The following is a 12,008-nucleotide window of genomic DNA, read 5'->3' as shown; positions in this document are numbered from 1 at the left end:
TGTCCAGACTACTTGGGTTAAATAAGATTGCGGTGATCACCATTCGTCGAGGGGAACGATCTTGATCATTGCCGACAGGCCTGAGCTGCTCGTCGTGGGTTACGCCACCCGCACGACCAACGAGGCCGAGGCCGACCCGGAGCGTGCCCGGCTGCCGGCGTTGTGGCAGCGCGCCGGGGCGCCGGGCGCCTTCGCGCACGTGCCGGGACGGGTCGACGAGAACATCTACGCCGTGCTGACCGACTACGAAAGCGATCACACCGGGGCATACACCCAGATTATCGGCATAGCGGTTCACACCGCCGCGCGGTTGCCCGAGGGCATGGTCGCGGTGCGGGTGCCCGGGGTGCCGAGCCTCCACCTGGAGGTCCGCGGCCCGCTGCCCCAGACGCTGATCGAGGCCTGGCAGTTCCTCTGGCAGCACCCCGAGCGCCGCTCGTTCACGACCGACCTGGAGGTCCACCACCAGGCCGGCGTCGACCTCTACATCGCGGCCCGGCCCACCTACTCCGAGGCCGGATAGCCCCACAGGGGCTCGTCGGCCTCGAAGCCGACCGGCTCGCCCCACTGGTTGCGGTAGCTCACCTCGTGGACCGGACGCCGGGGGGCCACGCCCCACCTGCCCGTCGGGTAGCCGAAGGTGACCGTACAGGCGAGTTCCCAGCCCTTCCCCTCCGGCACGCCGAGGATCTTCATCGCCTCCGCGGCGTGGAACAGGCCCAGCACCGTGGTGAGGGCGGTGCCGACGCCGTGGCCGCGGGCGGCGAGCTGGGCGCTCCAGACCGACGGGAAGATCGAGCCGCCGCTGGGGTCGTTGCGGGTGAAGGCGAACAGCAGCAGCGGATACTCGGCGAAGTGGTCGGCGAGGTGCTGGGACGACTTCATGACGTTCAGCGACCGCTGGTCTCCGGCGGCCTCGGCGATCTCGCGCTGGCGCTTGTAGTGGCCGGCGTAGAGGCGGGCCAGCGCGTCCTGGTAGAGGGGCGCGAGCCGGTCCTTGACCTGCTGGTCGTCGACCAGCAGGAAACGCCAGCCCTGCGCGTTGCCGCCGCTCGGGGCGCGGACGGCGGCGTCCATGATCTGCTCCTGGACGTCGAGGGGGATGGGGTCGGGCTTGACCCGGCGCATCGCGCGGGTCGTGTAGAGGGCCTCCAGCAGGTCCATCAGGCCAGTACTCCTTGTGCTCGCAGGCGGGTCGCCGTCTCTTCGGGCAGGCCCCACGCGGTCAGGTCGTCGAGGCGGGTGGCGGGGGCCAGGTCGCCGGTCGCGGCGCCCAGCAGGCGGGGCGCGGGGGCCGCCTGCGCCACGCCGCCGACCTCGACGAAGGTGCCGCGCGCGACGTTGTGGGGGTGGTCGGGCGCCTCGGCCAGGTCCAGGACGGGGGAGACGCACGCGTCGGAGTCGGCGAAGACGGCCTCCCACTCGGCGCGGGTGCGCGTCTTGAAGGCCTCGGTGAGCCGCTCCCTGATCTCCGGCCAGTTCCGCGGGTCCTGGTCGGGCATGCCGGGCACGCCGAGACGGGCCACCAGCTCGCCCCAGAACTGGGGTTCCAGCGCGCCGACGGCCATGTACTTCCCGTCTTTGGTCTCGTAGGTGTCGTACATCGGCGCTCCGCCGTCGAGCAGGTTCGTGCCCCTCGGCCCCCAGAAGCCCGACTGGGTGAGCGAGTAGAACATCGAGAACAACACGGCCGCTCCGTCGACCATGGCGGCGTCGACCACCCGGCCCCGGCCGGTGCGCTCGCGTTCGATCAGGGCGAGCAGGATCCCGTACGCGAGCATCAGCCCCCCGCCCGCGAAGTCGCCCAGGAGGTTGATCGGCGGCATGGGCCGCTCCCCGGCCCGGCCGAGCTGGGAGAGCACCCCCGAGATGGCGACGTAGTCGATGTCGTGCCCGGCCCGGGGGGCCAGCGGGCCGTCCTGGCCCCATCCGGTCAGCCGTCCGTAGACCAGTCGCTCGTTGACGGCGTGCAGGTCGGCGGGGCCGATCCCGAGGCGTTCGGCCACGCCGGGGCGGAAGACCTCGATCACCGCGTCGGCGTGCCGGGCCAGTTCGAGGAAGGCGGCCACGCCCTCGGGCGACTTCAGGTCGAGCCCGACCGTGCGCTTGCCCCGGTCCATCACCTCGCGCCGGGGCTTGTCGGACACGGCGGAGACCCGGTCGATCCGCAACACCGAGGCGCCGTGGTCGGCGAGCATCATCCCGGCGAACGGGCCGGGGGCGAGCCCGGCCAGTTCCAGCACCCTGATCCCGGCCAAGGGGCCGCCCGTCTCCATGGTCACGAGGGTCAGTAGAACAACATTCGGCAACGACTCGCAACCCGGTCGTGGCGTGTCGGGCGCGGCATGGCAGGCTGAGCGCATGACCGACTTAGGGCGTCCCTGGCGGTTGCTGGCGCTGCCGCCGCTGCCCGCCGACGCGGTTCGCGGGCTCCTGTCCGGTCTGGGCGACCGGATCGACGTCGTCACCCCCGCGAGCAGGGACCGCGCCGCCGTGCTCGACCTGCTGCCCGAGACCGAGATCGTCGTCGGCGACTGGAGTTCCCAGCTCGTGCTCGACGCCGAGGCGGTGGCGCGCGCGCCGAAGCTGGCGTTCGTCCAGCAGCCCGCCGTCGGGGTCGACGGGCACGACCTCGCCGCGCTCGCCGACGCCGGGGTGCCGCTGGCCAACACGGCCGGGGTGAACGCCATCGCGGTCGCCGAATGGTGCGTGGCGTCGGCGTTCGCGCTGGTCCGGCGGCTCGTCCAGGGCGACGCGGCGGTGCGGGCGGGCGACTGGCCGCAGCTCACCCTCCAGCCGAGGGAGTTGTCGTCGTGCAAGGTCGGCCTGGTCGGGTTCGGCCCGATAGGCGCGGCCTGCGCCCGGATGTTCGGGGCGATGGGCTGCGAGGTGGCCTACTGGTCGCGCTCTCCCCGGCAGGAGACCTACGGCGCCGCCTACCAGGACCTCGACCAGTTGGTCGCCACCAGCGACATCGTGGTGATCGTCGTGGCGCTGACCGACGACACGCGGGGCCTGTTCGACGCCGGCCGGCTGGCGACGATGAAACCCGGCTCGTTCCTGGTCAACGCGGCCCGGGGCGGGATCGTCGACGAGAAGGCGCTGATCGAGGCGGGCAACCTCGCCGGGGTGGCGCTCGACGTGTTCACCACCGAGCCCCTGCCGCTCGACGACCCGCTGCGGTCCGACGACCGGATCCTGCTGTCGCCGCACGCCGCCGGGGTGACCCCGCAGTCGACCACGCGGCTCGTCCAGTGTGTGGTCGGGAACCTCGCGGCGGCCGTCGGCGGAGCGCCCGTCATCAACGTGGTGAACGGTGTGAATCCCGTCGTAAAACGCCGTTGACCAGGTGTGGACAGTTTTCCGGTGCTTAACGTGTCGAGTCTGGTATGCGGGGGTTTAGGGGGATATGGTGCGCTTGGGAAGATCTCTATCACGACTACATATGGGGGTGGCGTCATGCCCGAGCGCATGACCAGTATGACCACCCATAGGAGAGCGGTCGAGCAGATTCGCGACTCCTACGCGGCGATTCCCGACGGCTCGGCCCCACGACTGGCCAAAGCCACCACGAACCTCTTCCGTTTCCGCGAGCCGGCCCACGGGGCCAAGCTCTCGGCGCGCGATCTCGACCAGGTCATCAGCGTCGACCCCGAGACGATGACCGCCGAGGTCCAGGGCATGACGACGTACGAGGACCTCGTCGACGCCACCCTGCCCCACGGCCTGATGCCCTACGTGGTGCCGCAGCTCAAGACGATCACGCTGGGGGGCGCGGTCACCGGGCTCGGCATCGAGTCCACGAGCTTCAAGGACGGCCTGCCCCACGAATCCGTGGAGGAGCTGGAGATCCTCACGGGTGACGGGCGCATCCTCGTCGCACGTGCGGACAACGAGTACGCGGACCTCTTCAACGCCTTCCCGAACTCCTACGGAACGCTCGGCTACGCCCTGCGCATCAAGATCAGGCTCGCGCCGGTCAAGCCGTACGTGAAACTCACGCACCTGCGCTTCACCGACGCGGCCAAGTGCATGCTGGCCATGCAGGAGATCTGCGACCGGCGGGAGCACGAGGGCGAGAAGGTCGACTTCGTCGACGGCACCTACCACTCGCCCGACGAGATGTACATCACCGTCGGCACCTTCGCCGACCGCGCGCCCTACGCATCCGACTACACCGGCATGCGCATCTACTGGCAGTCGATGCGCAGCCGCAGCCGCGACTGGCTGACCGTGCGCGACTACCTCTGGCGCTGGGACACCGACTGGTTCTGGTGCTCCCGCGCGTTCGGCGTCCAGCAGCCGCTGGTGCGATCCCTGATGCCCAAGCGCTGGATGCGGTCCGACGTCTACCGCAAGCTGGTCGGGCTCGACCAGCGTCATGGCATCACCGCCCGAATCGACCGCTGGCGGGGCAACCCCCCGCAGGAGTCGGTGATCCAGGACATCGAGGTGCCGATCGATCGCGGCGCCGAGTTCCTGGACTTCTATGTCAACCACGTCGGGATGACCCCCGTGTGGATGTGCCCCCTCAGGGCGACACGCGACTGGTCGCTCTATCCGCTGGAGACCGGTCGCCTCTACGTGAACTTCGGATTCTGGGGCATGGTGGCCCTGCCCCGGGGCCAGCAGGACGGCTACTACAACCGCGCGATCGAGCAGGCCGTCCACCAGCTCGAAGGGCACAAATCCCTCTACTCGTCGTCCTACTACGAACGCGAGGAGTTCTGGGAGTTCTACAACGGGGAGGCCTACTGGCCGGTCAAGCGGGCGTACGACCCCGGAGGTCGGCTGCTTGACCTGTATGAGAAGTGTGTACGGGGAAGGTGATGCACGCATGACACTCGCCGAGATCTTCGAGAAGGTCGTCGGCACGGGAGCCGGCATCGAGTTCCACGCCTACGACGGGAGCAAGGCGGGCCCGTCGTCGGCCGACATCCGGATCGAGGTCAAGTCTCCCGTCGCGGTGGCCTACCTCGCGCAGGCACCCGGCGAAATGGGGCTGGCCAGGGCGTATGTATCCGGGCACCTCGACGTGCACGGCGACATGTATACGCTGCTCGACCGGATGTGGTCGCTCACGATCAACGATCTGCCGCTTTCGGAGAAGGTCGCCGCCATCCGGGCCCTTGGGCCCAAGCCGCTGCTCATGCGGGTGCCGCTGCCCCCGCAGGAGGTGCGGCGGTCGGCGATGGCCAAACTCGGCAGCCGGCACGCCAAACAGCGTGACGCCGAGGCCATCCACCACCACTACGACGTGTCCAACACGTTCTACGAATGGGTGCTCGGCCCTTCGATGGCGTACACCTGCGCGGTCTACCCGCGCCAGGACAGCACGCTGGAGGAGGCGCAGTTCGCCAAGTTCGACCTGGTCGCCAAGAAGCTCGACCTGAAGCCCGGCATGCGGCTGCTCGACGTGGGCTGCGGCTGGGGCAGCATGGTCCGCCACGCGGCCAAGGAGTACGGAGTGAAGGCGCTCGGCGTGACGCTGTCGAAGCAGCAGGCCGAGTGGGCGCAGAAGGCCATCGCGGAAGAAGGCCTCGGAGACCTCGCTGAGGTGCGATTCTCCGACTACCGCGACGTACCGGAAGGCGACTTCGATGTGGTCAGCTCCATCGGTCTCACGGAGCACATCGGCGCCAACCAACTGAAGAGCTACTTCTCATTCCTGTACGGCAAGCTCAAGCCGGGCGGCAGGCTGCTCAACCACTGCATCACCCGCCCGTCCGGAAAAGAACGCTCCATCAACCGCACCGGCTTCATCAACCGCTACGTCTTCCCCGACGGGGAACTCGAGTCGGTCGGCACGCTGGTCCGCGAGATGGAGGACCTCGGTTACGAGATCCGCCACGAGGAGAACCTGCGCGAGCACTACGCGCTGACCCTCCGCGACTGGTGCAGGAACCTCGACGACCACTGGGACGAGGCCGTGGCCGAGGTCGGCCAGGGCACCGCCCGCGTGTGGCGTCTCTACATGGCCGGCTGCATCGTCGGCTTCGAACGCAACAAGGTCCAGCTCCACCAGGTGCTCGGCGTCAAGCTCGATGAGGACCGCAAGTCCCACGTGGCGCTCCGGCCCGCGCTGAACTGGCCCTGACCGTACGAAGAAGAAGACCCCCGGGCTGCGACGCCCGGGGGTCTTTCCTTTTCTCTAGGAGTTCAGGCTCACCTTGACGATGCGGTCGGAGCCGTCGGGCCGGCCGCCGTTGTCGTCGGCGTTGCTGGTGGTGATCCAGATCGCCTGCTCGTCGGGCACCTTCTCGACCGCGCGCAGGCGGCCGTAGGTGTCGGTGAAGTGGGCGACCGGGTCGCCCGCCTCGGTGCCGGTGAGCGGGATCGCGTAGAGCCGCTTGCCGCGCAGCGCCGCCATGTAGACGACGTCGTCGACGATCGCGATGCCGCTCGGCGACGCCTCGGCCGTCGACCAGGTCTTCTTCGGGTTGGTCATGCCCGGCTCGTCACACGGGCCCTCGCACTTCGGCCAGCCGTAGTTCTTGCCCGGCTCGATCAGGTTGAGCTCGTCGGTCGAGCTCGCGCCCAGTTCGGCCGACCACAGGCGGCCCTCGGAGTCCCAGGCCAGGCCCTGCGCGTTGCGGTGGCCGAGCGAGTAGACGCGGGACCCGCCGGGGTTGCCCTCGGCGGCCTCGCCGGTCTTGGTGATGCGCAGGATCTTGCCGTTCAGCGAGTTCGGGTCCTGCGACAGGCTGGTCTCCTGCGCGTCTCCGGTGGAGACGTAGAGGAACCCGTCGGGGCCGAACTTCAGCCGGCCGCCGTTGTGGTAGGTGCTCTTCTTGATCCCGGTCAGGATCGGCGTGTACGCCGTCAGCGACGTGCCGTCGTACTCCATCTTCGCGACGCGGTTGCCGTCGGACGAGGAGTGCATGAAGAACACCTCCTTGTCGCCGTCGCCGTTCCACCCCGGCGAGAAGGCCACGCCCATCAGGCCCCCCTCACCGCCGGTCCGCACCGACTCCGGCACGGTTCCGGCCTCGGTCCGGGTGCCGTCCTTGTTCACGCGGAAGACCTTGAAGCTGTCCCGCTCGGTGACCAGCGCGAAGTCACCGGTGGGTGACCAGGCGACGTCCCAGGGGACGGTCCACTGCTCGGAGACCACCTCGGGCGTCCCGGGCGCGCCACCTCCGCCGCCGGGAGCGGTGGGCGTGGGCGTCGGGGTGGGCTCGACGGTCGGCGTCGGGTCCACGGGCGGGGTCGGGGTCGGCTCGACGGTGGGCGTCGGGTCGACGGGCGGGGTGGGCTCGACAATGGGCGTCGGGTCGACGGACGGCGTCTCGACCGGAGGAGTCGGCTCGGGCGTCGGGCTCTCGGCCGGAGGCGTGGGCTCGGGGGTCGGAGTCGCCGGAGGCGTCTCGACCGGGGGAGCGGTGCAGGTCGGCGTCGGCGTGGGGGTGACCGGCGTCGTCGGCGTCTCCGAGACGGTCGGCAGGCTGGTCGGCGTCTCGGAGGGAGTGACCGACGGGCTCGGCTCCGGCGTCGTGAACGTCGTCACGGTCTCGGGCACGGGGGTCTCCGCCGGGACGGTCGGACACGGCGGCGGCGGAGTGCAGGTGGGCGTCGCGGTCGGCGTGACCGTCAGGGACGGCGCCGGCTCCGACGGCCCGCTCGACGGGGTCGGGATCGGGATGTCCGGCGTCGGCGCCGGGTCCTCGGGGAAGCCAGGCGGAGTCGGCTCGGGCGTCGGGACCGGGATCGTGGCCTGCGGGACTCCGGGCGCCGTGTCGATCGGCCGGACGACCTCCAGGTCGCACGGCGGCGGCGGTGTGCAGGTCACGGTCGGCGTCGGCTCCGGGGCGGGCGGCACGCTCTCGCTCGGCGTCGGCAGCGGGCCCGTGGTCGCCTCGGTCTGCGTGCGCGCGGCCACACCCGGCATCGCGGAGGGCGTCTCAGAGGGCGTCTCAGAGGGCGTCGCGGAGGGGGTCTCGGAGGGGGTCTCCGAGGGGATCGCGGTCGGGGTCTCCGACGGCGGGACCGAGGGGGTGGGGTCCGGGCTCCAGGTCGGGCACGGTTCCGGGACGACGCAGCCGTCGTCGGGCAGGGTCGGCTCCGGTGCGGGAGGCGGGGTCTCGCCGCCCGGCGGCATCGGGCTGACACATGGTGTCGGCGTGGGTTCCGGCGTCGGCTCAGGCGTCGGTTCCGCCGTGGGCGGGGCCGTGGGCGCCGGGGGGACCGGGAACAGGGTGATGCTGTCGAGGTGGGGGTTGCCCCGCCTCGTGGTGGCGACGATCCGGATCGACGACTCGCCCTCGGGCAGGTCGACCGCCAGGGCGAGGGTGCGCCACCAGCGGGACGGCCGGAACCGCACGTCCTCGGCGACGACCTCCTCGTTCACGACGAGGTCGGCCTGGAGGGTGCGGCTGGTCAGATAGCGGATGTGGACGTGGTTGTTCCCCGCTGCCAGCGGGGTGACCGTCCACTCGACGAAGTTGCCGCGGCGGTCGGCGCCGTTGACGTAACCACGCCCGGTGTAGCCCCAGACTCGTTTCTGGACCACGCCACGGGATATGGCGGCCGTCTCGGCCTCGTACCGGATTCCCTTCACATAAGGTGTCGTGCGTTTCGGTGGTGTCTGCGTACTGGCCGTGGACACGGGCACCATCACCGATCCGGTGATGAGTGCGCCGGTCACGAGCAGCAGTAACGAACCGGTGAGCGCGCGCATGGAGTTGTCTCTCCCCGACATCGACTACGGCGGCACGCGCGCTCCCTACCCGCTTCGCCAGGACGGAATCATCCAAAATCCGGCACTGAACGGCCGCGCCGGAATGGAACCGGCGCGGCCCGCGGTGCGTCTCAGCGCAGTTCGCGCTTCAGGATCTTGCCCGTCGCGGTCATCGGGAGGGCGTCGCGGAACTCGACGACGCGGGGGTACTTGTACTGCGCCATCATCTCCTTCCCCCACCCGACCAGCGCCTCCTCCGTGACGGTCGCCCCGGGCTTGAGGATGACGTAGGCCTTGATCTCCTCGCCGAGCGACTCGTGGGCGACGCCGACGACGGCGGCCAGCGAGACGGCCTCGTGGGTCATCAGCACCTCCTCGATCTCCCGCGGATAGACGTTGAAACCACCACGGATGATCATGTCCTTGGCGCGGTCGACGATGAAGTAGTAGCCGTCCTCGTCGCGGGTGGCGATGTCGCCAGTGCGGAACCAGCCGTCGTTCATCACCTCGGCGGTCGCCTCGGGCCGGTTGTAATAGCCCTTCATGACGTTGTGGCCGCGGATGGCGATCTCGCCGATCTCCTCGGCGGTGTTCCAGGCGGCGTCGATGAGCTTCATCTCGACGCCCCAGATCGGGGTGCCGATCGACCCGGCCTTCGCCACCTTGCCCGGCTGGTTGAACGAGGCGACGGGGGAGGTCTCCGAGAGCCCGTACCCCTCCAGGATCGGCACCGAGAAGGTGGTCTCGAAGTCCTTCAGCACCTCGACCGGCAGCGCCGCGCCGCCCGAGCAGGCGGTCTTCAGCGTGGTGGGCACCTGCCCGCCGCCGGCGTGGACGGTCGTCAGCAGCGCCCAGTACATGGTGGGCACCCCCGCGAACAGGGTGACGCCCTCGGCGTTCATCAGCCGCAGCGCCTCGACCGGCTCGAACCGGGGCAGCAGCACCAGCGTGGCCCGCCGCCGGAAGCCGCCGTTCATCACGACGGTCTGGCCGAACGAGTGGAACAGCGGCAGCGTCGCCAGATAGACGTCGTCGCCCGCCGAGGGGAACATCGTGTCGGCCACCATGGCGTTGAGCAGCATGTTCTGGTGACTGAGCTCGGCGCCCTTGGGCTGCCCGGTGGTGCCGCTCGTGTAGAGGATGACCGCGGTGTCCGACGGGTCGGTCTGGACGGGCTCGAACTCCCCGCTCATCCCGCCGAGGGCGGCCCAGATGGTCTCGCCGAACTCCGACTCGGTGGCCAGCGGCGTCGCGGGCAGCACGAAGAACATCTCCGCGCCGGACGCCTCGAACCCGGCCCTGCCGCGCTCGCCGAGGGGCAGCTCGGGGGTGCCCTCGAAGCAGAAGAACGCCTTGGCGTCCGAGTCGTCGAGGTGGTAGGCGATCTCGCGCCCCTGCAACAACACGTTCAGCGGTACGACCGTCGCCCCCGCCTTCAGGATGCCGAAGTAGACGAACGGGAAGTAGGGGGAGTTGGGGCACGCGAGGGCGACCTTGTCACCCCGCCCGACGCCACGCGACACCAGCAGGTTGGCCACCTGGTTGGCCACGGTGTTCACGAACGAATAGGACAACCGCAGGTCACCGAAGACGACGGCGGTGCGGTCGGGCGCCTCCCGGGCGCTGTCCTCCAGCACGATCGACAGGTTGAGCATGGGCCACATCCTCGTTGGGGGATCGACATACCTACCGGTACGTAGCTCACCATAAAACCTTGTCGGGCCGGGGTGTGAGGAGTAAGTACGAGGGATGGAGTTCGACTACGTCATCGTCGGAGCGGGTTCGGCCGGGTGTGTGCTGGCCGCCCGGTTGTCGGAGCACCCGTCGGTCACCGTGGCCCTGATCGAGGCCGGCGGCAGCGACCGCAAGCTGGAGGTCCGCATGCCGGCGGGCTTCAGCAAGTTGTTCGGCACGAGCTACGACTGGAACTTCACCACCACCCCGCAACCGGGCCTGTCGGGCCGGGAGATCTACTGGCCGAGGGGCCGCATGCTGGGCGGCAGCTCATCGATGAACGCCATGATGTGGCTGCGCGGCAACCCCCTCGACTACGACCAGTGGAACGTCCCGGGGTGGTCGTACGACGAGGTCGAACCCTACTTCCGCCGCGCCGAGCACCGCGTCGGCTCCAACGCCGGCGGCGTCTACGGCACCAGCGGCCCGATCCACGTCTCGGAACTGCGCTCGCCCAACGAGGCGACCGACGCGTTCCTGCGGGCGTGCGCGGAACTCGGCATGAAGCGCCTCGACGAGCTCAACGGCCCGTCGAACGAGGGCTACGGCCCGACCCCGGTCACCCAGGACCGCGGCCACCGCTGGAGCTGCGCCGACGCCTACCTCCGCCCGGCCATGTCGCGCCCCAACCTCACCGTGCTGACCGCCGCGCAGGTGCGCCGCGTCGTGGTCGAGAACGGCCGCGCGGTCGCGGTGGAACACGGCGACGGGGAGCGGGTCGTGGCCAGGAAGGAGGTCATCCTGGCGGCCGGCGCGATCGGCTCGCCCCACTTACTGATGCTGTCGGGCATCGGCGACCCCGGCGTGCTCGCGGCGAGCGGCATCCCGGTGGTGCACGCCTCGCCCGGCGTCGGCGCGAACCTCATGGACCACCTCGCCACCGGCGCCTACTTCCGCTGCCCGAAGCCCATCACGATGAGCGGCGCCGAGAGCGTGCCCAACCTGCTCAGCTACCTGGTCGGCCGCAAGGGCATGCTGACCTCGAACGTCGCCGAGGCGGTCGCGTTCATCCGGACCTCCGACGCCGAACCGGCCCCCGACGTCGAGCTCATCTTCGCGCCCGCCGTGTTCGTCGACCACGGCCGCACCCCGCCCGCCGGGCACGGCCTGACCGTCGCGGCGGTGCTGCTCCAGCCCGAGTCGCGGGGCCGGGTGACGCTCGACGGCCGCGATCCCGTCATCGACCCCGGCTACCTGACCGAACCCGCCGACCTGCGCAGGCTCGTCGACGGGCTCAAGGCCTGCCTGCGCGTCGGCGCCGCCGAGGCGTTGCGGCCCTACGTCGACGGGCCGATCGAGCCGTACACCGACCCGAAGACCGACGACGAGATGGCCCAATGGGTGCGCGACAGGTCCGAGACGCTCTACCACCCGGTCGGGACCTGCCGCATGGGCGCCGACGAGGAGTCGGTCGTCGACCCGGAGTTGCGGGTGCGCGGCGTCGAGGGGCTGCGGGTGGTCGACGCGTCGGTCATGCCGACGCTGAACCGGGGGCACACCCACGCCCCCGTTGTGATGATCGCCGAGCGCGCGGCGGAGTTGGTATGGCAGCATTGATACCGAATGTCGTTCTGGTTTTCCTCCCCCGGAGGCTCCA

The 12,008-nt window shown here is 70.1% G+C and carries 9 protein-coding genes; 5 read left to right on the top strand and 4 right to left on the bottom strand.

Annotated features, from left to right (window positions below; genetic code table 11):
• The first annotated feature begins 61 nt into the window (after positions 1 to 61).
• Positions 62 to 523, top strand: a complete 462-nt coding sequence (locus QSK34_RS13145) for a GyrI-like domain-containing protein (protein WP_161478801.1) — start codon at positions 62 to 64, stop codon at positions 521 to 523.
• On the opposite strand, the gene QSK34_RS13140 is transcribed toward QSK34_RS13145, so the two are convergent.
• Together QSK34_RS13140 and QSK34_RS13135 are read right to left on the bottom strand one after the other, a co-directional pair.
• Positions 505 to 1,164 (bottom strand): nitroreductase family protein, encoded by a 660-nt coding sequence (locus QSK34_RS13140; RefSeq protein ID WP_285583645.1) that lies wholly within the window; start codon positions 1,162 to 1,164, stop codon positions 505 to 507. The two genes, QSK34_RS13145 and QSK34_RS13140, sit on opposite strands and share 19 nt — an antisense overlap.
• On the bottom strand, positions 1,164 to 2,276 hold the full coding sequence (locus QSK34_RS13135; protein ID WP_285584010.1) for a CaiB/BaiF CoA transferase family protein: 1,113 nt from the start codon (positions 2,274 to 2,276) through the stop codon (positions 1,164 to 1,166). Before QSK34_RS13135 ends, QSK34_RS13140 begins: the two co-directional genes overlap by 1 nt.
• Before the next feature lie 85 nt (positions 2,277 to 2,361).
• On the opposite strand from QSK34_RS13135, the gene QSK34_RS13130 reads away from it, so the two are divergent.
• The 3 genes from QSK34_RS13130 (at position 2,362) to QSK34_RS13120 (ending at position 6,097) form a co-directional block, all read left to right on the top strand.
• Positions 2,362 to 3,345 (top strand): 2-hydroxyacid dehydrogenase, encoded by a 984-nt coding sequence (locus tag QSK34_RS13130; protein WP_285583643.1) that lies wholly within the window; start codon positions 2,362 to 2,364, stop codon positions 3,343 to 3,345.
• 135 nt (positions 3,346 to 3,480) lie between these two features.
• Positions 3,481 to 4,830 (top strand): FAD-binding oxidoreductase, encoded by a 1,350-nt coding sequence (locus QSK34_RS13125; RefSeq protein WP_502875452.1) that lies wholly within the window; start codon positions 3,481 to 3,483, stop codon positions 4,828 to 4,830.
• Between the two features lie 7 nt (positions 4,831 to 4,837).
• The gene (locus tag QSK34_RS13120; protein WP_285583642.1) at positions 4,838 to 6,097 is read left to right on the top strand and encodes an SAM-dependent methyltransferase; all 1,260 of its coding nucleotides are present in this window, start codon (positions 4,838 to 4,840) and stop codon (positions 6,095 to 6,097) included.
• A gap of 54 nt (positions 6,098 to 6,151) precedes the next feature.
• On the opposite strand, the gene QSK34_RS13115 is transcribed toward QSK34_RS13120, so the two are convergent.
• A complete protein-coding gene (locus QSK34_RS13115; protein ID WP_285583640.1) occupies positions 6,152 to 8,677 on the bottom strand; it encodes a PQQ-dependent sugar dehydrogenase in 2,526 nt (841 codons plus the stop codon).
• A 131-nt stretch (positions 8,678 to 8,808) separates the two neighbouring features.
• Positions 8,809 to 10,332, bottom strand: a complete 1,524-nt coding sequence (locus tag QSK34_RS13110; RefSeq protein WP_285583638.1) for a long-chain-fatty-acid--CoA ligase — start codon at positions 10,330 to 10,332, stop codon at positions 8,809 to 8,811.
• 94 nt (positions 10,333 to 10,426) lie between these two features.
• Here QSK34_RS13110 and QSK34_RS13105 point away from each other — a divergent pair, with 94 nt between their 5' ends.
• Complete coding sequence (locus tag QSK34_RS13105; protein WP_285583636.1) at positions 10,427 to 11,968, top strand: GMC family oxidoreductase; 1,542 nt, start codon at positions 10,427 to 10,429, stop codon at positions 11,966 to 11,968.
• Positions 11,969 to 12,008 lie beyond the last annotated feature (40 nt).

This window comes from Herbidospora sp. NBRC 101105, assembly GCF_030269205.1.
Lineage (GTDB): Bacteria > Actinomycetota > Actinomycetes > Streptosporangiales > Streptosporangiaceae > Herbidospora > Herbidospora solisilvae.
This window is presented reverse-complemented; position numbering and strand designations above follow the sequence as displayed.